The following is a 23616-nucleotide window of genomic DNA, read 5'->3' as shown; positions in this document are numbered from 1 at the left end:
CCAGCCACAGATCATCTTCGTCGACGTGCTCATGCCGCGCCTGGATGGCTATCAGACCTGCGCCGTGATCAAGCACAACAGTGCCTTCAAGGACATCCCGGTCATCCTGCTGTCGTCGCGTGACGGCCTGTTCGACAAGGCGCGCGGGCGGGTAGTCGGCTCCGATCAGTTCCTGACCAAACCATTCAGCAAGGAAGAACTGCTCGACGCGATCAGGGCCCACGTGCCCGGGTTCGCCGCGCACGAACAACACGCACCCTGACCACGCCCGAGGTGGCGTGGCTTTTATTTTCCTGATGGGGAAACAGCATGGCCCGAGTTCTGATTGTCGACGATTCGCCGACAGAGATGTACAGATTGACCGAGTGGCTCGAAAAGCATGGCCACCAAGTGCTCAAGGCCAACAACGGCGCTGACGCTGTGGCCCTGGCCCGCCAGGAAAAGCCCGACGCGGTGCTGATGGACATCGTCATGCCCGGCATGAACGGCTTCCAGGCCACCCGGCAATTGAGCAAGGACCCGGAAACCAGCGCAATTCCTGTGCTCATCGTTACCACCAAGGACCAGGAAACCGACCGTATCTGGGCGCAGCGCCAGGGTGCGCGCGGCTTCGTCACCAAGCCGGTGGAAGAACACGCCCTGATCGCCAAGCTCAACGAAGTGCTGGGCGCTTGACCACCCGCCCCCAAGGCGCGTCGCTGACCGCCTTCGAGCTGTTGCTGGACATCGACCGGCGATGCCGACTGCTGGTTGCCGACCAGCCGCCGCAGGACACGCGCCTGCAGCAATGGAGCGGTATCGGTTTTCGCGTTGCCGGGCAGTGGTTCGTCGCGCCGATGGGCGAGGTGGCCGAAGTGTCGCGCGAGCCACGCAGCAGTCGGGTGCCGGGCGTACAGCCTTGGGTTTGCGGGGTAGCCAACCTGCGCGGCAGGTTGTTGCCGGTGATGGACCTGAGCAGCTTTTTCGGCCTCGGTCCCGCGGCAACGGGCAAGCAGCGGCGCGTGCTGGTGCTGGACCATGAGGACCTGTTCGTCGGCCTGCTGGTGGACGAAGTGCTCGGCCTGCAGCATTTTGCCCTGGATACCCTGGAACTTGCGCCGCCACAGCCGCTGATCCGCGCCGCTGCACGGTTCGTTCAGGGGCATTTCCCGCGTGAGCGCAACTGGGCCATCTTCAGCCCCTTCGCCCTGGCCCAGGCGCCGGGCTTTCTCGACGTGGCGCTATAGGACATTCGAACGTGAACAAGCCGGCCACCAATGTCGCCCCTACCAGCATGACCCCGCGCACACGCAGCATCGCTCAGATCACTGTGCTGTTCGTGGTGCTGATCCTGTCGATCATCCTGCTGTTCGCCAATTTTGCGTACCTCAACACCCAGTCCAATCACGACAAACAGTACATCGGCCATGCCGGCGAGCTGCGCGTGCTGTCGCAGCGCATCGCCAAGAATGCCACCGAGGCTGCAACCGGCAAGGCGCTGGCTTTCAAGCTGCTTTCGGATGCGCGCAACGATTTCGAGCAGCGCTGGAGCTACCTGCGCGAAGGTGACAAGTCCACTGGCCTGCCAGCGGCGCCCGCCGCCGTGAAGGATGAAATGGAAGCGGTGCGCCAGGACTGGGAAAACCTGCGCAAGGACACCGATATCATCCTGGCCAGCGAGCAGACCGTGCTATCGCTGCATCAGGTGGCGGCGACCTTGGCCGAAACCGTACCGCAGCTACAGGTCGAGTACGAGAAGGTTGTGGAGGTCTTGCTGCAGAGTGGGGCTCCGGCCAGCCAGGTGGTGGTGGCCCAGCGCCAGTTGCTGCTCGCAGAACGCATTCTGGGATCGGTCAACACGGTGCTGGCTGGCGACGACGCAGCCGCCCAAGCCGCCGATGCCTTCGGCCGCGATGCCAGCCGGTTTGGTCAGGTGCTCGAAGGCATGCTGGCGGGCAACCCGGCGATTCAGGTGACACGCGTCGAGGATGCCGACGCACGTGCGCGCCTGGCCGAGATCGCCGAACTGTTCCAGTTCGTCGCCGGTTCAGTCGATGAAATCCTTGAAACCTCGCCCGAGCTGTTCCGCGTTCGCGAAGCGGCCGGGAACATTTTCAGCCTCTCGCAAACATTGCTCGACGAAGCCTCGCACCTTGCCAACGGCTTCGAGAACCTGGCAGCCGGGCGTACCCTCGATACTGTGGGCGGGTATGTCCTGGGGCTGCTGGCGCTGGCCTCGATCATCCTGATCGGCCTGGTGATGGTGCGGGCAACTCATCGTCAACTGCAGGAAACCGCCGAGAAAAATGAGCGCAATCAGCAGGCGATCATGCGCCTGCTCGATGAGATCGAGGAGCTCGCCGACGGTGACCTGACCGTGACCGTGTCGGTGACCGAGGACTTCACCGGTGCCATCGCCGACTCGATCAACTATTCCGTCGACCAATTGCGCGACCTGGTGGCCACCATCAACCACAGCGCCGAGCAAGTGGCTGCCGCAGTGCAGGACACGCAAAACACTGCCCGCCAGCTGGCCAAAGCTTCAGAGCACCAGGCCGAACAGATCAGCGAGGCTTCCGAGGCGGTGGGTGACATGGTCGAATCGATCGACCGGGTTTCCGCGCATGCCTACGAATCGGCCAAGGTGGCCGAGCGCTCGGTGGCGATCGCCAACAAGGGCAACGAGGTGGTGCATAACACCATCAACGGCATGGACAACATCCGTGAGCAGATTCAGGACACCGCCAAGCGGATCAAGCGTCTGGGTGAGTCTTCCCAGGAAATCGGCGACATCGTCAGCCTGATCGACGACATTGCCGATCAGACCAACATTCTCGCATTGAATGCCGCCATCCAGGCCTCGCTGGCGGGAGAGGCCGGCCGAGGGTTTGCCGTGGTGGCCGATGAAGTCCAGCGCCTGGCTGAGCGTTCGTCCTCGGCGACGCGACAGATCGAGGCACTGGTGCGCACCATTCAGGCCGATACCAACGAGGCAGTGATATCCATGGAACAGACCACCGCCGAGGTAGTGCGCGGTGCGCGCCTGGCGCAGGATGCCGGGGTGGCGCTGGCCGAAATCGAAGGGGTGTCGCAGAACCTCGCCGAACTTATCCACAGCATCTCCGACGCCGCCCAGTTGCAGACCTCTTCGGCAGGGCAGATCTCCCACACCATGTCGGTGATCCAGCAGATTACCGCGCAGACCTCCGCTGGCTCCGGCGCAACCGCTGACAGTATCCGCCACCTGGCGCGAATGGCCAGCGAGATGCGCCGCTCCGTGTCCGGTTTCACCCTGCCTGCACCTGCCGAGCGGCGCTGAGGAGTCATGATGGCTGCAGCAGTAAGCCCCGAGCGCCACGATACCGTCGCCCTGGCCTGGACCAAGGCGGCCATCCTCGATTGCCTGGGCCAGGCACGCCAGGCCCTTGAGCGCTTTGCCGGGGAGACGGACGATTTGTCCATGCTGGCGTTCGTGGTGGATAACCTGCACCAGGTTCACGGCTGCCTGCGCATGCTCGAACTGCGCGGTGCCACGCGCCTGGCCGAAGAGCTGGAGTTGCTGGCCAGGGCCTTGGCCGAGGGCCAGGTCAGCCCCCGCGGCGACTGCCTGGGCCCGCTGTTCCGCGGCCTTGAGCAACTGCCCTCGTACCTGGAGCGGCTGCGCGGAGCGCGGCATGACTTGCCGTTGGTCATGCTGCCGCTGCTTAACCAGTTGCGGGCTTGCAGGGGGGTAGAGCCCTTGGCTCAAGGCAGCCTGGTCAGTGGTGCGGCGCAGCGCTTTGCAGGCTCGGACGACCTGGCCAATCTAGACCTGTCGCTGGGCAATTGGCGTGAGCAGGTTCAGGCAGGGCCTGGGCGTGACGCCCTGCGTTCGGTGATCAGCGCATTGTGCGACGACCTGATGCGTATCAAGGAGCGTCTGGACCAGTTCGTGCGCGGGGATCGTCAGCACAGCGAACAGCTGGACGCCCTGTTGGCCCCCTTGCGTCACGTGGCCGATACCCTTGCGGTCCTGGGCTTTCAGCAGCCTCGGCGGGTCATCATCGATCAGGTACTGGCCCTGCAGGCGTTGGCCCAGGCTGAACGCGTGGCGGATGACGCCGCACTCATGGATGTGGCGGGCGCCTTGTTGTATGTGGAGGCGAGCCTCAATGGCATGGTCGGCCCGCTGGAGCAGGGCGGGCAGGGCGGCTTGCCCGGCTCGGACCTGGCCGAGATTCGCCAACTGGTGTTGAACGAATCGCTGAACGTGTTGCAGCAGGCCAAGGACCTGATCGGAGATTGCCTGGAGTCCGGTTGGCCGCGTCAGCGCCTGCAACCACTGCCGGGGTTGCTGCAGCAAGTGCGAGGGGCGTTGGCGATGCTGATGCTGCCGGCAGCTGCCGAAGTCTTGGCCGGTTGTGCAGGTTACGTGCACGGCTGGTTGCAGCACCTGGACGTCGAGCCGCCGCCAGAGGAGCTTGACCACCTGGCCGATGCCCTCAGCGCCAGTGAGTGTTACCTGCAATGGCGGGTGGCCGACCCTCTTGCCGATGCCCAACCTTTCCTCGACAGGGCGCGCGCCAGCCTGGCGGCGCTCGGTGTGCAGTGCTCGCTTGGCGTCATTGCCCAGGACGGCAGCACCGACGGGGTTGATGACGAGTTGCGCGAGGTTTTCCTTGAAGAGGCCGGCGAGCTACTGCCGCAGATCGAGCGGCACTGGTTGCGCTGGCGCGCCGACAACAGCCTGCGGGATGCCTTGCTGGAGGTGCGCCGGGACTTGCACACGCTCAAAGGCAGTGGCCGGATGGTCCATGCCCAGGCGGTCGCCGAATTGGCATGGGGCGGTGAGCACCTGCTCAACCGGGTTCTGGAAGGGCGTATGGCGCTGGCCCCGGAGGGTGTGGTGGCCCTGCAGCAGGTCGTGGTTCATTTGCCCGACCTGCTGGCTGACTTTGCCGCCGGCCAGATGCCACAGGTGACCGAGATCGAGCAACTGGCGAGCCATCTGCATGCGCTGGCGGAAAACGATTCGCCGGCAGGTGCCGAAATCGATGGCCTCGATCCGCTGTTGCTGGACATATTCCGCAATGAAGCGCAGGGCCATCTGGCCAGCCTGGAGGCATTTCTGCAGGGCGCCGGGGGCCATGACACCGATGTCAGCGACACCCTGCAACGCGCCTTGCATACCCTCAAGGGTAGCGCTGCGATGGCCGGCGTTTTGCCGATCGCCGAGCTGGCCACCGCGTTCGACCGGCTGGTACGCGAATACCGGGGCCACCACTTGCCTTTGCAAATGGCCGAGCTGGAATGGCTGGAAGCGGCGCGCGCACTGTTGCACCTGGGCCTCGCGCAATTGGGCAGCAGCCCGCTGGCTCCCATTCCGGGCGCGGCGCAGTTGATCGAGCAGGTCGGTGAGGCCGTGGACATGCGCTTGGCCAGCTTGCATGAGGAGCCGCAGCATGGGCGCCGGGGCAAGCGTGATCCACAGGTGATCGCCAGCTTCCTCGCCCAGTCGATGGACATTCTGCTGGATGCCGAGGCCCTGTTGTCGCGCTGGCAGGAGCAGCCTGGGCAACGCCAGTCGCTGGACAGCTTGCTCGATGAGCTGACCACCCTCTGTCACGGTGCGCACCTGGCCGACCTGAGGCAGATGGACGATGTCTGCGAAGCGTTGCTGGACCTGTATGGCGCGGTGGAAGAGGGCAGCCTTGCTGCTGATGAACGCTTCTTCGCCCAGGCACGGCAAGCCCATGGGGTACTCCTCGACATGCTCGACGAGATCGCTGCCGGCCAGGAACCGTCCGCCCGCCCAGCCTGCATCGACGGCTTGCGTGGCTTGCTGGACGACGCACTGGCACCCGATGCTACCGGCCTGGTGGCACCCGGGTCGGTCACGCGCCTTGATGGTCCCCCGGCACTGGCCGAAGAGGCCGAGAACCCGGGCGACAAGGAGCTGCTTGAAGTCTTCCTCGAAGAAAGCTCTGACATTGTTGAAAGCGCCGCCGCCGCACTTGCGCGCTGGCAGGCCGACCCGCGCAACAGCGCCGAGGTGGACAACCTGCTGCGTGATTTGCACACACTCAAGGGCGGGGCGCGCATGGTGGAAATCGCCGCCATCGGCGACCTGGCCCACGAACTGGAGTTCTTGTACGAACTGCTGGCTGCCGGGCGCTTGCCGCCTGGTGCCCCGTTGTTCGCCCTGTTGCAGAACTGCCATGACCGCCTGGCGCACATGCTTGACGCCGTGCGCCTGGGGCAGCCGCTGCATGCGGCTACCGCGTTGATCGACTACATCCGCAACTTCAGCAGCGCTGCCCTGACCGACAGCGCTGCCGGGCAGGCCCCGGCCGGGGCTGCACCTGCCGACGCACCTGCCGCTACGCCGGAGCGGGCTCCCGGTGACCTGGTCAAGGTGGACGCCGAACTGCTCGATGACCTGGGCAATCTGGCGGGTGAGCACTCGGTCATCCGTGGGCGTATCGAGCAACAGGTCAATGACGCCCAGTTCGCCTTGAGCGAGATGGAAACCACCCTGGAGCGCATGCGCGACCAGTTGCTGCGCCTGGATATGGAAACCCAAGGGCGAATCAGCAGCCGTCAGCCGTTCGAAGGTGACGCCTACGAGGATTTCGACCCGCTGGAAATGGACCGCCATTCCCAGTTGCAGCAATTGTCACGGGCGTTGTTCGAATCGGCCTCTGACCTGCTTGACCTGAAAGAGACGTTGGCCCAGCGCGCGCAGGAGGCGCAGGCCCTGCTGCAGCAGCAGGCGAGGGTGAACAGCCAGTTGCAGGAAGGCCTTACCGCCACGTTGATGGTGCCGTTCGAGCGCCTGGTGCCGCGCCTGCAGAGGGTGGTGCGCCAAGTGGCCAGCGAGTTGGGCAAGCAGGTCGAACTGGTGGTCGGCAACGCCGAAGGCGAGCTTGATCGCAGTGTGCTCGAACGTATGGTTGCACCTTTGGAGCACATGCTGCGCAATGCTGTCGATCATGGCCTTGAAACCCGTGAAGCGCGCTTGGCTGCCGGCAAGCCTGAGCTGGGCACCATCCAGCTGAATTTGCTCCATGAGGGCGCCGATATCGTCATCGAGATGACCGACGACGGTGCCGGCGTGCCGCTGGAGGCTGTGCGGCGCAAGGCGATCAAGCGTGGCCTGCTGGACCCCCAGGCACACCTGAGCGACCACGAGATACTGCAGTTCATCTTGCGCCCGGGGTTTTCCACCGCAGAGAAGATCACCCAGATTTCCGGGCGTGGGCTGGGCATGGACGTGGTGCACGAAGAGGTCAAGCAACTGGGCGGCTCGATGAGTATCGAGTCGGCGCAGGGCAAAGGTGCGCGCTTTCTGATTCGCCTGCCGTTCACCGTGTCGATCAACCGTGCGGTGATGGTCCACCTGGGTGAGGAGCAATATGCCATCCCGCTCAACACCATCGAAGGTATCGTGCGCGTGCCGCCGGCCGAGCTGGCTCTCTGTTACCAGCGGGATGTGCCGCGCTATGGCTATGCTGGCCATGAATACGATTTGCGCTACCTGGGCGAGCTGCTGCAAGGCCTGCCACGGCCAAGCCTTCTGGGCCAGAGCGTGCCGTTGCCGGTGTTGCTGGTGCATTCGCAGGAACAGTCGTTCGCCATTCAGGTCGATAGCCTGTCGCCGAGCCGCGAGATTGTGGTGAAGAGCCTGGGCCCGCAGTTCGCCGCCGTGCCTGGGTTGTCCGGCGCGACCCTGCTCGGTGATGGTCGGGTGGTACTGATTCTTGATCTGCTTGGCCAGTTGCGCGGCCAACAGCGTCGCCTGGCGCGGCTGCCGGGGGGGAGCGGGGTGCAGCGCACGCTGTTCGGCCCGGCGCCGCGCCGGGCGTCGCTGGTGATGGTGGTGGACGATTCGGTGACCGTGCGCAAGGTCACCAGCCGCCTGCTGGAGCGCCATGGCATGAGCGTGCTGACGGCCAAGGACGGTATCGATGCCATGGCGTTGCTGGAGGAGCACCGCCCGGATGTGTTGCTGCTGGACATCGAAATGCCGCGCATGGATGGCTTTGAAGTGGCCACCCGCATTCGTCGCGACGAGCGCCTCAAAGACCTGCCGATCATCATGATCACCTCGCGCACCGGGCAGAAACACCGCGACCGGGCCATGGCCATCGGCGTCAACGACTACCTGGGCAAGCCTTATCAGGAGTCGGTGCTGCTGCAGAGTATCGCCCATTGGAGCCAAACCCATGCTTGAGTTGATCGCAGGCCAGCGCAGCAGCCTGACCGGCCTGCTGTTGCCCTTGGGCGACCGAACCCTGGTGTTGCCCAATGTGGCGGTGGCCGAGCTGATCGGCCAGCGCAACCTGGTGTGCCAGCGTGCCGAGCCGGCCTGGCACCTGGGGTGGATCGATTGGCGCCAGCAGCACCTGCCGCTGATCGGCTTCGAGGCAGCGTGCGGTGGTGAAACACCGTGCGGCGAGCGGGCGCGTATCGTGGTGCTGAACGCTTTGGGCGATACCGGGCTGCGATATCTGGCGGTGTTGCTGCAGGACATTCCACGCTCGTGCAAGCTCGACAGCCAGCTCAATTATGTGGATGTGGCGCTGGGTAGCCTGGAATTGGCGGCTGTGCAGGTGGGCGAGCAGGTGGCACGGGTGCCAGACTTGGTTGGGCTTGAAAGGCTGGTGCGTGACGCGCAGCTGCAATGACTGAAGTTGTAAGCTTGCAGCTTGAACCTTGCAGGTGCTTGGGAGGTCTGTGTTTGCATGTATCACGGTGAACGCTTCAACGCTTGGACCCATCTGGTCGGTGCCGTTCTGGCCTGCATCGGCGCCATCTGGCTGATCGTCGCTGCAGGCCTGCAGGGCGACCCCTGGAAGATCGTCAGCTTCTCCATCTACGGCGGCACGCTGTTGCTGCTCTACAGCATCTCGACCCTCTACCACAGCACCCGCGGCCGGGCGAAGGTGATCATGCGCAAGCTCGATCACCTGTCCATCTACCTGCTGATCGCCGGCAGCTACACACCTTTCTGCCTGGTGAGCCTGCGCGGGCCTTGGGGCTGGAGCCTGTTCGGGGTGGTCTGGGGGCTGGCGGTGATCGGCATGCTGCAGGAAATCAAGCCACGCTCGGAGGCGCGGGTCCTATCGATCATCATCTATGCGGTGATGGGGTGGATCGTGCTGGTGGCGGTCAAGCCGCTGCTGCAAAGCCTGGGCACCGCCGGCTTTGCCTGGTTGGCGGCGGGCGGTGTGTTTTACACCGTGGGCATCATTTTCTTCGCATTTGACAGCCGATTCCGCCACTGGCACGGCATCTGGCACCTGTTCGTCATCGCTGGCAGCCTGATGCACTTCGTGGCGGTATTGCTCTACGTGCGTTAAAAATCGCCCCACAGCTGTTGCGCCACCGAAAGGGCCACCACCGGCGCTGTTTCAGTGCGCAACACGCGTGGGCCAAGACGGGCAGCTTGGAAGCCTGCCCCCTTGGCCTGTTCGACTTCGGCATCGCTCAAACCACCCTCGGGGCCAATCAGGAACGCCAGGCGTGCCGGTTTTTCATGACTGGTCAGCGGCTCTGCGACAGGGTGCAAGACCAGTTTCAGGTCAGCATCGCTGCCCTTGATCCAGTCGGCCAAGGTCACCGGTGGGTGGATGATCGGCAGCGTCGAGCGGCCGCATTGCTCGCAGGCGCTGATCGCGACCTGGCGCCAGTGGGCGAGGCGCTTGTCGGCGCGCTCGTCTTTGAGGCGCACTTCGCAGCGTTCGCTGACGATCGGGGTGATTTCATTGGCGCCCAGTTCGGTGGCCTTCTGGATGGCCCAGTCCATGCGCTCGCCGCGGGAAAGGCCTTGGCCGAGATGAATGTGCAATGGCGACTCGGCCTGGCCGGCAACGGCCTGGTCGAGGCTGACGCGCACGGTCTTCTTGCCCACTTCGAGCAATTGGCCCAGGTATTCCTGGCCGCTGCCGTCGAACAGTTGCACGGCAGCGCCGGGGGCCATGCGCAGTACGCGGCCGATATAGTGGGCCTGGGCTTCGGGCAGGTCGTGCTCGCCGAGGCTCAGGGGGGCGTCGATGAAGAAGCGGGACAGTCTCATGGTTCTGCTCAGGAAGAAGGTTGGACATCGTCCTTGTAGGCGCGGCCTTGTGTCACCAAAGAGCCGCACAGTAGCTCCGGTCATTGGCGGCGCTGCTGATCCTTGGGGCTGCTGTGCAGCCCGTTCGCGACGCGAGGCCGCTCCTACAAGGCGTGGCGATTGCTGTGCTGTTAGCCCGGATCGCGGAAGTCGGGGTGGAAGTTTGCCGGTACCGCCACGCTGACGCTGTCTCGCGTGGCAATATCGATGCCTTCACTGGCCACCTCGGCAAGGAAGTCGATCTGCTCGGGCGTGATCACGTACGGCGGCAGGAAGTACACCACGCTGCCCAGCGGGCGCAGCAGGGCGCCGCGGGTCAGGGCATGCTCGAACACTTTCAGGCCGCGGCGCTCCTGCCACGGGTAGGCGACCTTGCCCGCCTTGTCCTGGACCATTTCGATCGCCAGGGCCATGCCGGTCTGGCGGATTTCGGCAACATGGGCATGATCGGCCAGGTGCGCAGTGGCGCTGGCCATGCGTGCGGACAACGCCTTGTTGGCCTCGATGACGTTGTCCTGTTCGAAGATGTCCAGGGTCGCCAGGGCCGCCGCGCAGGCCAGCGGGTTGCCGGTGTAGCTGTGCGAATGCAGGAACGCGCGCAGGGTCGGGTAGTCGTCGTAGAACGCCTGGTACACCGTGTCGGTGGTCAGGCACGCGGCCAGCGGCAGGTAGCCGCCGGTCAGCGCCTTGGACAGGCACAGGAAATCGGGGCGGATGCCAGCCTGCTCACAAGCGAACATCGTGCCGGTGCGCCCAAAGCCCACGGCAATCTCGTCGTGGATCAGGTGCATGCCATAGCGGTCGCAAGCCTCGCGCAGCAGCTTGAGGTAGACCGGGTGGTACATGCGCATGCCGCCTGCACCCTGGATCAACGGCTCGATTATTACCGCCGAGAGGGTCTCGTGGTGTTCGGCCAGGGTCTGTTCCATGGCTGCGAACATGTTGCGCGAATGTTCTTCCCAGCCCATGCCCTCGGGGCGCAGGTAGCAATCCGGGCTGGGGACTTTGATGGTATCGAGCAGCAGCGCCTTGTAGGTCTCGGTGAACAGTGGCACATCGCCCACCGACATGGCGGCGATGGTCTCGCCGTGGTAGCTGTTGGTCAGGGTGACGAAGCGCTTTTTTGCCGGCTTGCCGATGTTCTGCCAGTAATGGAAGCTCATTTTCAGCGCCACTTCGATGCACGACGAGCCATTGTCAGCATAGAACACCCGGTCCAGACCGGCAGGCGTCATCGCGACCAGGCGCTCGGACAGCTCTATCACCGGCTGGTGGCTGAAGCCCGCGAGGATCACATGCTCCAGCTGGTCGACCTGGTCCTTGATGCGCTGGTTGATGCGCGGGTTGGCGTGGCCAAACACATTGACCCACCAGCTACTGACCGCATCCAGGTAGCGTTTGCCTTCGAAGTCCTCGAGCCACACGCCTTCCCCGCGCTTGATCGGGATCAGCGCAAGCTGCTCGTGGTCTTTCATCTGGGTGCAGGGGTGCCACAAGACCTTCAGGTCACGCTGCATCCACTGATCATTGAGGCCCATTGGCACTTCTCCTGGCGTTACGGCATGTTTGACCGCGTAAGCCTAAGCAATGCCGGGAGGCAGGACAACCGCTGCGGGTCAATGACGACAGGTGCGGGTCCACTCGAGCTTGCGGATATGCACGGTGCCGGCTCTGGAGGTGGAGATGGTCAGGCGTCGAAACGGCCCGGGGAGGTGCTGGTAGCAGGGTTGAGTGCAGAAATGGCCAGGCATGAACTCGGTGTATCCGCTGCCCGAAAGCGTCAGCCAGTAAAAATTATGCGGGGTCGGGGCAATCCCGTCCCAATCGAAGCCCTCGGTATCCATGAGCATTGTCACATCTTCGAAATGCTGGTCGCTGACGACGTAGCATTCCAGGCGTAGGCTTTCGACTTCCTGGCTGAAGCTGATTTCCACTTCACTCTGCTCGCCAATCACCAGCTCGGTGCCATCTTCACCTTTGAAGGCTTCATGAACACCGGCCCATGAAGTGCCATTGCTGCGGATACGCAAGCCTGAGGGCGTCAGTAACGTTTGTTTGTGCCACAGGAGCTGCCTTTTGATGTGGGCAAAATGCTCCTCATAGGTCATGCGCAGTTCCTTTTGTCGGTTTTTCCAGTCACCCGGACCAGCGTTGCGCAAGGGCAGCAGGCTCGTCTACTGACAAAAATGCCAGTTGCCAAAAGGACTTGATGGCGCTGTGGTGGCAGGGTCGGCATACCTGACGTATTCTTAACGCATCATCTCGGGGCGTCTTTGCCTCTTCCCATTTCTGTAACGTCAACTCGGAGTTCGCCATCATGGCTGCTGCTTGGGTGCGCCTGTGCGCGTTGGTATTGATCGGTGTGTCCAGCGGCGCCGCGCTGGCAAAGGACAAGACACCTTCGGCAATCGTGGTGGGTGGCGGCCTGGCAGGCCTGACTGCAGCCTACGAACTGCAGAGCAAGGGGTGGCAGGTGATCTTGCTGGAAGCCAAGGCGGGCATGGGCGGCCGCTCGGGCCTGGCCACCAGTGAGTGGGTCGGCAACAGCAAGGCTCAGCCGGTGCTCAACCAGTACCTCGAGCGTTTCAAGCTTGAAACACTGCCCGCGCCTGAGTTCGTACGCACTCCCGGGTATCTGATCGACGGTGAGTACTTCAGCGCCAGCGACCTGGCTACCAGGCAGCCGGCTACCGCCCAAGCCCTCAAGCGCTACGAGAAGACCCTCGATGACCTGGCCCGTTCGATCGATGACCCGCTCAAGCCACAGGCGACCAGTACGCTGTTCGCCCTCGACCAGATGAACGTTTCCACCTGGCTCGACAAGCTGCAGTTGCCCAGCACTGCACGGCAGCTGATCAACCAGCAGATCCGTACCCGCTACGATGAACCGTCGCGTCTCTCACTGCTTTACTTCGCCCAGCAGAGCCGTGTCTACCGCGGCGTCAGCGACCGTGACCTGCGTGCCGCCCGCTTGCCTGGTGGCAGCCCGGTACTGGCCCAGGCTTTCGTCAAGCAGCTGAAAACCATCAAGACCAGCTCGCCAGTCACCTCCATCGTCCAGGACAGCGGCGGGGTCACCGTCAAGGTCGGCAGCGCCAGCTACCAGGCCGATTACCTGGTCATGGCCGTACCGCTGCGTGCCCTGGCCAAGATCCAGATCACCCCGGGCCTGGACACCCAGCACGTCGCGGCGCTGAGGGGCACCAACTATGGTTGGCGCGATCAGCTGCTGCTCAAATTCAAGCAGCCAGTCTGGGAAAGCCGCGCGCGCATGTCTGGCGAAATCTTCAGCAACGCAGGCCTTGGCATGCTATGGATCGAGCCAGCACTCAAAGGTGGCGCCAACGTGGTGATCAACCTGTCGGGTGACAACGCCCGTCTGCTGCAGGCCTTCGGTGACAAACAGATGGTCGACCAGGTATTGATCCGCCTGCATGCCTTCTATCCAAAGGCCCGTGGCGCGTTCACCGGTTATGAGGTCAAGCGCTACAGCGCCGACGCCGGGACTGGCGGTGCTTACCTGGCTTTTGGCCCCGGGCAGATCAGCAAGTACTGGCGCCTGTGGGAGCGCCCGGTGCAACGCATTGCATTTGCCGGTGAGCACACCGACGCGCTGTACCCAGGCACCCTCGAAGGTGCCCTGCGCAGTGGCCAGCGTGCCGCCAGCCAGGTGCAGGACCTGCTGGCCGGCAAGTCGTTCGACCCCGTCAAAGCTGCCCCTGTAGCGGCAACTGCTGGGTCGCAGAAGGACAAAGGTGGGTTCTTCTCCAACATGTTTGGTGGGTCATCCGACAAAGAAGACAACGCCGAAAAGGCACCTGCCAAAGCCGAGCCGGTGAAGGCCGAGGAGGCGCGGGTGGACAAGCCTGGTTTCTTCTCGCGGCTGTTCGGCAGCGCTGACAAGCCCGAAGCCAAGGCTGCTCCGGCGCCTGTCGAGGCAAAAAAGGCCCCAGCCAAATCGGAGCCTGAAACACAGGCCGTTACCCACTCCCAAGCCAAGGCTGGCTGATGGGTGATCGCCTGGCCCTGTCACCGTCAAGCGGACGGCAGGGCCAGGGCTGACAACCTGGAATTACCCGCTATCGTTAATGTTTCCTTAATAGCCAACTCGGACAATTACTATCGGATTTATCGATAATCCAAAGCAATTTTTTGTGCTTTTATTCGATACGTTACGCGTTAGTCTGTGCATAGCTTTCACGGGGAAACACGGCATCATGCAACTGCGCAATTCACCCTCTCGCTATGGCGTGGTCAGCATCCTCCTGCACTGGGGCGTTGCGCTGGCGGTCTTTGGCCTGTTCGGTCTTGGTCTGTGGATGGTCGGTCTCGATTATTACAGCCCTTGGCGCAAGGCTGGCCCGGACCTACACAAGAGCATCGGCCTGGTGCTGCTGGCTGTCATGCTTGTGCGTGTGCTGTGGCGCTTCATCAGCCCACCGCCGCCGGCGCCTGCCAGCCACGGGGCATTTACCCGCCTGGCCGCCAGGTTGGGGCATTTGGCCCTGTACACAGGCCTGTTCGCGGTGATGATCGCCGGCTACCTGATATCTACCGCCGACGGTGTCGGTATTCCGGTATTTGGCTTGTTTGAAGTACCTGCCCTTGTCAGTGACCTGCCTGATCAGGCAGACCTGGCCGGCGTTATTCATTTGTGGCTGGCGTGGGGCCTGGTGATTTTCGCCGCGCTGCATGCCCTGGCTGCCCTGAAGCACCATTACATCGACCGTGACGCGACCCTGGTTCGCATGCTGGGCCGCAAAGCTTGACTCTCAACCTCAATTGCAAGGAACTGAAAGGATGTTGAAAAAGACTTTTGCCGCTCTGGCGCTCGGTACCGCTCTGCTCAGTGCTGGTCAGGCCATGGCCGCCGAGTACAAGATCGACAAGGAAGGCCAGCACGCGTTCGTCGACTGGAAAATCAGCCACCTGGGCTACAGCTTCATTCACGGTACCTTCAAGGACTTCGACGGCAACTTCACTTGGGATAGCGCCAAGCCTGAAGCCAGCAAGATCAGCGTCGACCTGAAAACCGCCAGCCTGTGGTCGAATCACGCCGAGCGCGACAAGCATATCGCCAGCGCTGACTTCCTGGACGTGAAGAAGTACCCGGAAGCGAAATTCGTTTCCACTGCCGTCAAATCGACCGGCGAAAAGACTGCAGACGTGACCGGTGACCTGACACTGCATGGTGTGACCAAGCCTGTGACCTTCAAGGCCACCTTCAACGGTGAGGGCAAGGACCCATGGGGCGGTGAGCGTGCGGGCTTCAACGCTACCACCACGCTGAACCTGAACGACTTCGGTATCAAGGGCCCTGGCGCAACCTCGCAGACCCTGGACCTGGACATCAGCGTCGAAGGTGTGAAGCAGAAGTGATCATTGCCTGAGCAATAAAAACGCCGCCCCATGGGGCGGCGTTTTTATTTGCCGGTAGCGTTAGCCGCCTTTGCGGGTCAGTAACGCAGGCCGCTCACCACGTGGGCGGCTTGGCAGGTCTTCCAGTTGCTCAGGCGTTGGGAAACGGTCGAGCTTGGATTCCTTGCGGATGATCACAGGCTGGTTTTGCGGCTCTCGCGAGCTACGTACTGCCGGCTCCTGACGGGATGCGTCATCACGGCCGGCCGAACGGTTGCGGCCACCACCGTTGCTATCGCGACGCGCATCACCTCCCTTGTTGCTGCGCGGCGGGCGTTTCTCGCCACTGGCGCTGCGCGGCTGGCCGCCGGTACGCCCTTGGCCACCACCACTGTTGCTGCCACCACTGTTGCTGCGCCCAGGGTTGGCCTGGCCTTGACCAGCGCCGGCATTGGCACCCGGGCGACGGTTGCGGCCCTGGTTCTTGGCATTCTGGTAGGGGCTGACGTAGTCGGCACGGTTACCGAAGTTGTCGATTTCGTCGTCCAGGAATTCATCCGGAGCACGGTCGGCCGGTGCCTTAGGTACAGTGTTCTGGCTGGCTTGCTGTTGGCGCGGCTTCTTGTCACGCGGCTTGCGCGGCTGTTGCTGCTTGTCGGCGGGCTTTTCCTTGTCGGCAGGCTTGTCGGCGGCCTGCTGCTTGGCCTTGCCTTTATCCTTGCCCTTGTCCTTGCGGCCGCCACTGCCATCTTTGCCACCGTCACCACGGGCCTGCTGATTGCGCCCGCCGCGACCGTTGTTCTGCGGGCGTTCACGCACTTCAGGCTTCTCGGCCTCCACCTGGCTTGGGTCGAAGCCCATCAGGTCGCCATCGGCGATCTTCTGCCTGGTGACCCGCTCAATGCTCTTGAGCAGTTTTTCTTCGTCCGGCGCGACCAGGGAAATGGCCTCGCCCGAGCGGCCGGCACGGCCGGTGCGGCCGATACGGTGAACGTAGTCTTCTTCGACATTGGGCAGTTCGAAGTTGACCACATGCGGCAGTTGGTCGATGTCCAGGCCACGGGCGGCAATGTCGGTGGCGACCAGTACGCGTACGCTGTTGGCCTTGAAGTCGGCCAGTGCCTTGGTACGAGCGTTCTGGCTCTTGTTGCCGTGGATGGCCGCGGCGCTCAGGCCGTGCTTTTCCAGGTACTCGGCCAGACGGTTGGCACCGTGCTTGGTACGGGTGAATACCAGTACCTGCTCCCAGGCGCCGAGCGTGATCAGGTGGGCCAGCAGCGCGCGCTTGTGGCTGGCGGGCAGGCGGTAGACGCGCTGCTCGATACGCTCGACGGTGGTGTTCGGTGGGGTGACCTCGATGCGCTCAGGGTTGTGCAGGAGCTTGTCGGCGAGGTCAGTGATGTCTTTGGAGAACGTCGCCGAGAACAGCAGGTTCTGCCGTTTGGCCGGCAGGCGGGCGAGGACCTTCTTGACGTCGTGGATGAAGCCCATGTCGAGCATGCGGTCGGCTTCGTCCAGGACCAGGATTTCCACGTGGGCCAGGTCGACGCGGCCTTGCCCTGCCAGGTCGAGCAGACGGCCCGGGCAGGCCACCAGGACGTCGACACCCTTGGCAATGGCCTGGATCTGCGGGTTCATGCCAACGCCGCCGAAAATGCAGGCACTGACCAGCGGCAGGTCGCGAGCGTAAACCTTGAAGCTGTCGTGTACCTGAGCCGCCAGTTCGCGGGTCGGGGTCAGGACCAGCACGCGCGGTTGGCGCGGGCCGTGGCGCTGGGATTTGTCCGGGTGGCCTGCCGGGAACAGGCGCTCAAGGATCGGTAGGGCGAAACCGCCGGTTTTACCAGTACCTGTCTGTGCGGCGACCATCAGGTCGCGGCCTTGCAACACGGCGGGAATCGCCCGCTGTTGCACCGGAGTCGGCTGGGTATAGCCCGCAGCCTCGATAGCGCGGACAAGTGCCTCGGAGAGACCGAGGGAAGCAAAGGACATGGGCAATCCTGTTCTGTGGGGGCTGGGCCCGTAGGGATATTCTGCCTGGCGCGACGGGCATCGGTGAGATGCGATCGCGTCCGGTCCAGCTGGGCTTTCACTGCACATCCGGAAAACGGAGTTAGGACGCAAGGTGCGTCGGTGCCGATCGGGATGCCTGTTGCGAGGCCGAGCGTCCGGGCGTGAGCCGGGCGGGAAGGCCCGAGTATAACAGAGCTATCGCTGTGTGCTGCTTTCCTGCTGCTCAACGGTGTGAGGAAGGTGGTCAGTGCTGCCGATATAGCGTTCGATTATCGCTAGGTAAGCGGGCTCCTGCTTGAAGCGCCGCAGCCCTTCGGTAAACGCCAGCGCCAAGGCATCGCGGCCAGGTTTGCGTGCCAGCCCCAGGTATTGCGCTTGACGGCTGATGACCAGTGGCAGTTCCTCTACCTGTTGCTCCAGGCCGAGTTGGCGGCGCAGGTAGCGCCCGACCAGGCGGTCGGTAACCAGCAAATCGATGCGCCCGAGCACCAGCTTGCCAAAATTGGCTTCGTGGCTTGGCGCCGCTTCACGCCGAAAGCCTGATGCATCGTTGAACTGTGCTCCATAGGCATAGCCCGGTGAGGTGCCGACAGTCAGGTCGGTGAGGTCGCTCAGTCGGGTTATGGCATGGCGACGGCGGCTGGATTGATACAGCACGAACTCGACATCCGACATGGGCTCCAGCGGGTAGACCATGTATGCCTGGCGCGAGTCCACTTTGAAGATGTCCATGACCCCGTCGGCCTGGCCCTGTTCGATCATGGCCAGGCATCGCTTCCAAGGCATGAATTCCCACTCCAGCTCGACACCCAGGCGCCTGAACACCTCAGTGGTAACTTCGTAATCTATGCCCTTGGGCTGGCCGTTGTGCTGGTACACATAAGGCGCCCAGTCATCGGTAACCAGGCGCAGGCGTTCGGCCTGCGCCATGGGGCTCAGGCAGGCGAGCAGCAGGATGCAGAAGAAGCGGACGATGAACGGCATGAGGCGAGATTACGCGCTCGGCTTGGGTAAGGCCAGTTGCAGGCGCTGAGGCAGCACCTTCGCGGGAGTAGTACGCTCAACGCTGTGCGGACTGCAGCAGATGCGCTTCGATTTCCTTGCGTTGGGCGCCGAGCGAGAGGCGCAGGCATGGGTGGCGCAGGCACTGGCGTAATTGCTCCGGCTCCATCGGGCCATAACGCTCATTGAGATTCTGCAGTGCCTTGTCCCACCAGGCGGGTGCGCAGGCACGGTCAAATTCGTTGGGGTAGGGGTAGCTGCCATACAACAGTTCGCGGGCAAACTGGCGCTCGCGGCTGGGCAGGGTCAGGCTCATGGCCTTGTAACCCAGGCGTTGCAAGGTCGGCGGGCGCGGCAACTGGTCATTCACCAACAGCACGTCGGCCAAGGCGGCGGCGCTAAGTGGCTGGTCTGCGTGCTTGCGCAGCCAGGCCTGTATCTTGGCCCGGAACTGAGCCTTGCGGCTCCAGTAGTGATGGATGACATCGGTGCATTCAGCCAGCGCCAGCTTGCGGTAGGCGGCGACCGCCAGGCAGAACTCTTCCAGCGTATAGGCCGTGCGAACCAGTGGATGGAATTCGTCCATCATCGCGATCGAGTGGTCCAGTATCCCCGCATCTTCGGCGGTCAGGCCAATCACCCCGGAGTTGACCATAGGCATCTGGCCGTCTGCCAAGCCCCGCGCCTGGAGAATGTTCTGCAGGTTCTGGTAGAGCAGGCACTGCTGATTTGCGCCGTAGCGCCCGCCGATCGCGTTGCACAGCAGGCTGCCGGCTTTGACCCGCTGGAACAGGTTCAGCGGCGACTTGCGGAAGAATGTGTCGGTGTCGATCAGCACGGCCTGCGAATGCTGCTGGAGAACTTGGCGCAACACGACGTGCTTGCTGCGGAAATGGTAGCCGTGGGGTTCGTTCCAGGCCTTGCGCGTTGCCTCATCGAGCAGATGAACGGTAACCGGCAGCTTGCCGTAGGGCTCGGGGTTGTCGGTGTAGACCTGTATATCCATGGCCTCGCCCGCAGCCGTGCCCAGGTGGGCCAGGGCGCTGACGATGCTGAAGCAGGCCTCCTGATGATAGGTGGCAGGGCCGAAGGCCAGGTAAACCAGTTGAGGGCGCTGGGGTGTGAGATGTTGCATGGCTGGCAAGACCCGTCTGAACCGGAAATGAAATAAGGCCTTAGTCTATGACTAAAGCCTTAAGCATTTCTGAATAGGTTTTTACCAAATGATTTCAGCGAGGCAGCTTCAGGTTGTTCCAGATCGCCAGGCTCGCCTCTGCCTGGTTCAAGGTGTAGAAATGCAGGCCCGGTGCGCCGCCTTGCAGCAGTTGTTCGCACATGCGGGTGATGACTTCTTCACCGAAGGCCTGGATGCTGGCGGTATCGTCGGCATAAGCTTCCAGCTGCTTGCGGATCCAGCGCGGGATTTCGGCGCCGCAAGCGTCGGAGAAGCGCGCCAGCTTGCTGTAGTTGGTGATCGGCATGATGCCGGGCACTACAGGAATTTCCACGCCCAGCTTCTGTGCGCGCTCGACAAAGTAGAAATAGCTGTCGGCGTTGAAGAAGTACTGGGTGATGGCGCTGTCGGCACCGGCCTTGACCTTGTGCACGAAGTTGGCCAGGTCGGTTTCGAAGTTGCGTGCCTGCGGGTGCATTTCCGGATAGGCGGCCACTTCCAGGTGGAAGTGATCAGCGGTTTCCTGGCGGATGAACTCGACCAGGTCGCTGGCATAACGCAGTTCACCACTTGCCATGCCCATGCCCGACGGCAGGTCGCCGCGCAGGGCGACGATGCGCTTGATGCCGGCAGCCTTGTATTGGGCGAGCAGCGCGCGCAACTCGTCCTTGGTGTCGCCGACACACGACAGGTGCGGGGCGGCAGGCACCTTCACTTCGCTTTCCAGCTGCAGCACGGTGTTCAGCGTGCGGTCGCGGGTGGAGCCACCGGCACCGTAGGTGCAGGAAAAGAAGTCCGGGTTGCAGCCAGCCAGCTGGCGGGCAACACCCATCAGCTTTTCATGACCGGCGTCGGTCTTGGTCGGGAAGAATTCGAAACTGTAGCGGCGTTCTTGTGACATCACTCGTTCCTCAAGCAGCAAGCTTCAAGCGGCAAGCTGCAAGTAAAAGCCAGATCGGTGATGGCCGATCTGGCTTGGCATCGTTCAAGATCGTGGGTGCTGGAGCGGCAAGCGGCAAGGGCACGGTCTGCCTTTTCTTGCCGCTTGCAGCTTCAAGCTTGCCGCTTAGTAGCGGTAGGCGTGCGGCTTGAACGGGCCTTCGACAGTCACGCCGATGTAGTCGGCCTGTTGCTGGGTCAGCTTGGTGACCACGCCGCCGAAGCCGCGGACCATCTCCAGGGCCACTTCTTCGTCGAGCTTCTTGGGCAGTACTTCAACGGTCAGGCGTTCGGCTTTCTTCTCGGCCGAAAGGTCAGCGAACTTCTGCTCGAACAGGAAGATCTGTGCCAGCACCTGGTTGGCGAACGAACCGTCCATGATGCGGCTTGGGTGGCCGGTGGCGTTGCCCAGGTTCACCAGGCGGCCTTCGGCCAGCAGGATCAGGTAATCGTCGTTCTGCGGGTCGAAGTCGCCAGCGCCGGTACGGTGGATCTTGTGGACCTGCGGCTTGACCTCTTCCCATGCCCAGTGCTTGCGCATGAAGGCGGTGTCGATCTCGTTGTCGAAGTGGCCGATGTTGCAGACCACGGCGCGCTTCTTCAGGGCCTTGAGCATGTTGGCGTCGCAGACGTTGACGTTACCGGTGGTGGTGACGATCAGGTCGATCTTGCTCAGCAGGGCCTTGTCGATGCTGGCTTCGGTGCCGTCGTTGATACCGTCGATGAACGGCGAGACCAGCTCGAAGCCGTCCATGCACGCCTGCATGGCGCAGATCGGGTCAACTTCGGTGACCTTGACGATCATGCCTTCCTGGCGCAGCGACTGCGCAGAACCCTTGCCCACGTCACCGTAGCCGATCACCAGGGCCTGCTTGCCCGACAGCAGGTGGTCGGTACCACGCTTGATGGCGTCGTTCAGGCTGTGACGGCAGCCGTATTTGTTGTCGTTCTTGCTCTTGGTGACCGAGTCGTTGACGTTGATCGCCGGGACCTTCAGCTCGCCTTTGGCCAGCATGTCCAGCAGGCGGTGCACGCCGGTGGTGGTTTCTTCGGTGACACCGTGGACGCGGTCCAGCACGGCCGGGTACTTCTTGTGCAGCAGCTCGGTCAGGTCACCGCCGTCGTCGAGGATCATGTTGGCGTCCCATGGCTGGCCATCCTTGAGGATGGTCTGCTCCAGGCACCACTCGTACTCTTCCTCGGTTTCACCTTTCCAGGCGAACACCGGGATACCGGCGGCAGCGATGGAGGCTGCGGCCTGGTCCTGAGTGGAGAAGATGTTGCAGGACGACCAGCGCACTTCGGCACCCAGGGCAACCAGGGTTTCGATCAGCACGGCAGTCTGGATGGTCATGTGGATGCAGCCCAGAATCTTCGCACCCTTGAGCGGCTGCTCGGCGAGGTACTTGCGACGCAGGCCCATCAGGGCAGGCATTTCCGATTCGGCGATGATGGTTTCGCGACGACCCCAGGCGGCCAGGGAGATGTCTGCGACTTTGAAATCGGTAAAACCTGCAGGCGTGTTTACAGCGCTCATGAGAGCCTCCATTCGTAGTGTGCGAATGGGCGCCGTTGTGCGTTCAGCGTCCGCGGGAGCGGACAACGCCCCATCCGAGCCTGACAGGATGACCCTGCTGCAGCGCCCCTCGGACAGGTGGCGGGCATGGCACCGCGGCGGGTGGCCATGTGAATCGGCGCAGATTATAGCCTTGGCGGGAGTCATCGCCCAAGGTTTTCTGTCGATTAATAGCGACGATAGTCGATGATCAATGGAGCGGCGCCGGCCGCTCTGCCATCATTACCGCACGTTAGCCAAGCAGGTCAGGAGTACAGATGAACTTTCACACCCGCAAATGGGTAAAACCCGAAGACCTCAACCCCAACGGCACACTGTTCGGCGGCAGCCTGTTGCGCTGGATCGACGAAGAGGCGGCGATCTACGCTATCGTCCAACTGGGCAACCAGCGTGTGGTGACCAAGTACATGTCGGAGATCAACTTCGTCAGTGCCTCGCGCCAGGGCGACATCATCGAGCTGGGCATCACCGCAACCGAGTTCGGCCGCACCTCGATCACCCTCAAGTGTGAAGTGCGCAACAAGATCACCCGCAAGAGCATCCTGACTGTCGACAAGATGGTCTTCGTCAACCTGGGCGAGGATGGCCAGCCGGCGGCCCACGGGCGCACCGAGATCAAATATGTTCAGGACCAGTTTCCGGACAGCGCGGTGGAATAACGTGATGGGGCTGCTTCGCAGCCCTTTCGCCGGCAAGACGGCCCTGGGTTTTCAGGGTTGTGCGCTGACCTTGCGCACCACCCGCCCGATGCTCAAGCCCTGCACCAGGATCGACGACAGCACCACGATGTAGGTGATCGACAGCAGCAGGTCACGCTCCTCGCCCAATGGCAGCGACAGTGCCAGGGCCACCGAAACGCCACCGCGCAGGCCGCCCCAGGTCAGTACCCGCACGGTGCCTTTGGGCACGCTGCGCCAGCGGCGCAACAGCACGATCGCCGGGGCCACGGTCAGCAGCCGCGACAGCAGCACCGCCAGCGCCAGCACGCTGCCAGCCGCCAGGTGCAGCCAGTTGAACGGCAGCAGCAACAGCTCCAGGCCGATCAGGGCGAAGAGCAGGGCGTTGAGCATGTCGTCGATCAACTCCCAGAAACCGTCCAGGTAGCGACGGGTCATGTCGTTCATCGCCAGGTTGCGCCCCAGGTTGCCGATGATCAGCCCGGCCACGACCATCGCGATCGGTGCCGAGACATGCAGCTCGTAGCACATCGCCGAACCACCGATGACCAGCGCCAGGGTCAGCATGACCTCGACCTGATACTGCTCGACGCTTTTGATCATGCGGTAGGTGGCGTAACCGAGCAGCCCGCCAAACACCGCCCCGCCAATGGCTTCGCGGGCGAACAGGATTGCCGTGTCAGTGATGCTTGGTGTTTCACCCAGTTGAATGATGCCCAGCAGGACGGTGAACACCACCACGGCGGTGCCGTCGTTGAACAGTGACTCGCCGACGATGGTGGTCTTCAGCGGCTTGGAGGCG

Annotated in this window: 20 protein-coding genes and 1 riboswitch; of the genes, 11 read left to right on the top strand and 9 right to left on the bottom strand. The window is 62.9% G+C overall.

The features are described from left to right. From BLX42_RS01825 to BLX42_RS01795, 7 genes are all read left to right on the top strand, one after another. Nucleotides 1–262: PleD family two-component system response regulator (locus BLX42_RS01825; RefSeq protein WP_161871012.1), on the top strand; the 262-nt coding region annotated here is incomplete at its 5' end. 47 nt (nt 263–309) lie between these two features. Continuing rightward, nucleotides 310–675, top strand: a complete 366-nt coding sequence (pilH, locus tag BLX42_RS01820; RefSeq protein ID WP_012312415.1) for a twitching motility response regulator PilH — start codon at nt 310–312, stop codon at nt 673–675. Beyond that, nucleotides 672–1226, top strand: coding sequence for a chemotaxis protein CheW (locus BLX42_RS01815; RefSeq protein ID WP_046785027.1), 555 nt, complete (start codon nt 672–674; stop codon nt 1224–1226). The genes pilH and BLX42_RS01815 overlap by 4 nt, the downstream gene beginning before the upstream one ends. 47 nt (nt 1227–1273) lie before the next feature. Beyond that, nucleotides 1274–3298, top strand: coding sequence for a methyl-accepting chemotaxis protein (locus BLX42_RS01810; protein ID WP_218176341.1), 2025 nt, complete (start codon nt 1274–1276; stop codon nt 3296–3298). Nucleotides 3299–3307: 9 nt separating this feature from the next. Further along, nucleotides 3308–8191 carry an Hpt domain-containing protein gene (locus BLX42_RS01805; protein ID WP_161871011.1) on the top strand — a complete coding sequence of 1628 codons (4884 nt, stop codon included), beginning with the start codon at nt 3308–3310 and terminating at the stop codon, nt 8189–8191. Next, on the top strand, nt 8184–8645 hold the full coding sequence (locus BLX42_RS01800) for a chemotaxis protein CheW (protein WP_012312419.1): 462 nt from the start codon (nt 8184–8186) through the stop codon (nt 8643–8645). Before BLX42_RS01805 ends, BLX42_RS01800 begins: the two co-directional genes overlap by 8 nt. Nucleotides 8646–8702: 57 nt before the next feature. After that, the gene (locus BLX42_RS01795) at nt 8703–9320 is read left to right on the top strand and encodes a hemolysin III family protein (RefSeq protein WP_161871010.1); all 618 of its coding nucleotides are present in this window, start codon (nt 8703–8705) and stop codon (nt 9318–9320) included. On the opposite strand, the gene BLX42_RS01790 is transcribed toward BLX42_RS01795, so the two are convergent. The 3 genes from BLX42_RS01790 to BLX42_RS01780 form a co-directional block, all read right to left on the bottom strand. Then, nucleotides 9317–10036 carry a 16S rRNA (uracil(1498)-N(3))-methyltransferase gene (locus BLX42_RS01790; protein ID WP_115273420.1) on the bottom strand — a complete coding sequence of 240 codons (720 nt, stop codon included), beginning with the start codon at nt 10034–10036 and terminating at the stop codon, nt 9317–9319. The genes BLX42_RS01795 and BLX42_RS01790 overlap by 4 nt on opposite strands. 170 nt (nt 10037–10206) lie before the next feature. Beyond that, nucleotides 10207–11613, bottom strand: a complete 1407-nt coding sequence (locus BLX42_RS01785) for an adenosylmethionine--8-amino-7-oxononanoate transaminase (protein ID WP_161871009.1) — start codon at nt 11611–11613, stop codon at nt 10207–10209. A 78-nt stretch (nt 11614–11691) separates the two neighbouring features. Next, on the bottom strand, nt 11692–12183 hold the full coding sequence (locus tag BLX42_RS01780; RefSeq protein ID WP_115273422.1) for a hypothetical protein: 492 nt from the start codon (nt 12181–12183) through the stop codon (nt 11692–11694). 209 nt (nt 12184–12392) lie between these two features. Between BLX42_RS01780 and BLX42_RS01775 the strand changes: the two genes are divergently transcribed. The 3 genes from BLX42_RS01775 to BLX42_RS01765 all read left to right on the top strand — a co-directional run bounded on the left by BLX42_RS01775 (nt 12393) and on the right by BLX42_RS01765 (nt 15454). Then, nucleotides 12393–14084 (top strand): flavin monoamine oxidase family protein, encoded by a 1692-nt coding sequence (locus BLX42_RS01775; RefSeq protein WP_161871008.1) that lies wholly within the window; start codon nt 12393–12395, stop codon nt 14082–14084. 208 nt (nt 14085–14292) lie between these two features. Further along, on the top strand, nt 14293–14844 hold the full coding sequence (locus BLX42_RS01770) for a cytochrome b (protein WP_046785034.1): 552 nt from the start codon (nt 14293–14295) through the stop codon (nt 14842–14844). A 31-nt stretch (nt 14845–14875) separates the two neighbouring features. Beyond that, entirely contained in the window at nt 14876–15454 is a 579-nt protein-coding gene (locus tag BLX42_RS01765) for a YceI family protein (protein WP_012312426.1), read from the top strand. Between the two features lie 60 nt (nt 15455–15514). Here BLX42_RS01765 and BLX42_RS01760 read toward each other — a convergent pair whose 3' ends face one another. The 5 genes from BLX42_RS01760 to ahcY all read right to left on the bottom strand — a co-directional run bounded on the left by BLX42_RS01760 (nt 15515) and on the right by ahcY (nt 22098). Then, complete coding sequence (locus BLX42_RS01760) at nt 15515–17425, bottom strand: DEAD/DEAH box helicase (protein ID WP_178110716.1); 1911 nt, start codon at nt 17423–17425, stop codon at nt 15515–15517. Nucleotides 17426–17641: 216 nt separating this feature from the next. Continuing rightward, complete coding sequence (locus tag BLX42_RS01755; RefSeq protein ID WP_046785036.1) at nt 17642–18430, bottom strand: ABC transporter substrate-binding protein; 789 nt, start codon at nt 18428–18430, stop codon at nt 17642–17644. Nucleotides 18431–18506: 76 nt separating this feature from the next. Then, nucleotides 18507–19583: a hypothetical protein gene (locus tag BLX42_RS01750; protein ID WP_046785037.1), complete on the bottom strand. Its 1077-nt coding sequence runs from the start codon at nt 19581–19583 to the stop codon at nt 18507–18509. Between the two features lie 94 nt (nt 19584–19677). Next, complete coding sequence (gene metF / locus BLX42_RS01745) at nt 19678–20523, bottom strand: methylenetetrahydrofolate reductase [NAD(P)H] (RefSeq protein ID WP_119688161.1); 846 nt, start codon at nt 20521–20523, stop codon at nt 19678–19680. Between the two features lie 165 nt (nt 20524–20688). After that, a complete protein-coding gene (gene ahcY, locus BLX42_RS01740; RefSeq protein WP_161871007.1) occupies nt 20689–22098 on the bottom strand; it encodes an adenosylhomocysteinase in 1410 nt (469 codons plus the stop codon). A gap of 20 nt (nt 22099–22118) precedes the next feature. Then, a riboswitch (S-adenosyl-L-homocysteine riboswitch) is annotated at nt 22119–22215 on the bottom strand. A 179-nt stretch (nt 22216–22394) separates the two neighbouring features. Here ahcY and BLX42_RS01735 point away from each other — a divergent pair. After that, nucleotides 22395–22796: an acyl-CoA thioesterase gene (locus tag BLX42_RS01735; RefSeq protein ID WP_012312432.1), complete on the top strand. Its 402-nt coding sequence runs from the start codon at nt 22395–22397 to the stop codon at nt 22794–22796. A gap of 51 nt (nt 22797–22847) precedes the next feature. Here the strand turns inward: BLX42_RS01735 and BLX42_RS01730 are convergent. Further along, on the bottom strand, nt 22848–23616 hold a 769-nt coding region (locus BLX42_RS01730), incomplete at its 5' end, for a sodium:proton antiporter (protein WP_178110715.1).

The organism is Pseudomonas sp. SG-MS2 (assembly GCF_009933855.1).
GTDB classification, from domain to species: Bacteria; Pseudomonadota; Gammaproteobacteria; order Pseudomonadales; family Pseudomonadaceae; genus Aquipseudomonas; species Aquipseudomonas putida_E.
The sequence above is the reverse complement of the archived record's forward strand: the minus strand, read 5'-3'. Positions and strand labels throughout refer to the sequence as shown.

Bases quoted from the DNA above. Each gene is read 5' to 3' on its own strand.
- pilH (WP_012312415.1), top strand. From the start codon at position 310: ATGGCCCGAGTTCTGATTGTCGACGATTCGCCGACAGAGATGTACAGA.
- BLX42_RS01810 (WP_218176341.1), top strand. From the start codon at position 1,274: ATGACCCCGCGCACACGCAGCATCGCTCAGATCACTGTGCTGTTCGTG.
- BLX42_RS01805 (WP_161871011.1), top strand. From the start codon at position 3,308: ATGGCTGCAGCAGTAAGCCCCGAGCGCCACGATACCGTCGCCCTGGCC.
- BLX42_RS01800 (WP_012312419.1), top strand. From the start codon at position 8,184: ATGCTTGAGTTGATCGCAGGCCAGCGCAGCAGCCTGACCGGCCTGCTG.
- BLX42_RS01795 (WP_161871010.1), top strand. From the start codon at position 8,703: ATGTATCACGGTGAACGCTTCAACGCTTGGACCCATCTGGTCGGTGCC.
- BLX42_RS01790 (WP_115273420.1), bottom strand. From the start codon at position 10,036: ATGAGACTGTCCCGCTTCTTCATCGACGCCCCCCTGAGCCTCGGCGAG.
- BLX42_RS01785 (WP_161871009.1), bottom strand. From the start codon at position 11,613: ATGGGCCTCAATGATCAGTGGATGCAGCGTGACCTGAAGGTCTTGTGG.
- BLX42_RS01780 (WP_115273422.1), bottom strand. From the start codon at position 12,183: ATGACCTATGAGGAGCATTTTGCCCACATCAAAAGGCAGCTCCTGTGG.
- BLX42_RS01775 (WP_161871008.1), top strand. From the start codon at position 12,393: ATGGCTGCTGCTTGGGTGCGCCTGTGCGCGTTGGTATTGATCGGTGTG.
- BLX42_RS01770 (WP_046785034.1), top strand. From the start codon at position 14,293: ATGCAACTGCGCAATTCACCCTCTCGCTATGGCGTGGTCAGCATCCTC.
- BLX42_RS01765 (WP_012312426.1), top strand. From the start codon at position 14,876: ATGTTGAAAAAGACTTTTGCCGCTCTGGCGCTCGGTACCGCTCTGCTC.
- BLX42_RS01760 (WP_178110716.1), bottom strand. From the start codon at position 17,425: ATGTCCTTTGCTTCCCTCGGTCTCTCCGAGGCACTTGTCCGCGCTATC.
- BLX42_RS01755 (WP_046785036.1), bottom strand. From the start codon at position 18,430: ATGCCGTTCATCGTCCGCTTCTTCTGCATCCTGCTGCTCGCCTGCCTG.
- BLX42_RS01750 (WP_046785037.1), bottom strand. From the start codon at position 19,583: ATGCAACATCTCACACCCCAGCGCCCTCAACTGGTTTACCTGGCCTTC.
- metF (WP_119688161.1), bottom strand. From the start codon at position 20,523: ATGTCACAAGAACGCCGCTACAGTTTCGAATTCTTCCCGACCAAGACC.
- ahcY (WP_161871007.1), bottom strand. From the start codon at position 22,098: ATGAGCGCTGTAAACACGCCTGCAGGTTTTACCGATTTCAAAGTCGCA.
- BLX42_RS01735 (WP_012312432.1), top strand. From the start codon at position 22,395: ATGAACTTTCACACCCGCAAATGGGTAAAACCCGAAGACCTCAACCCC.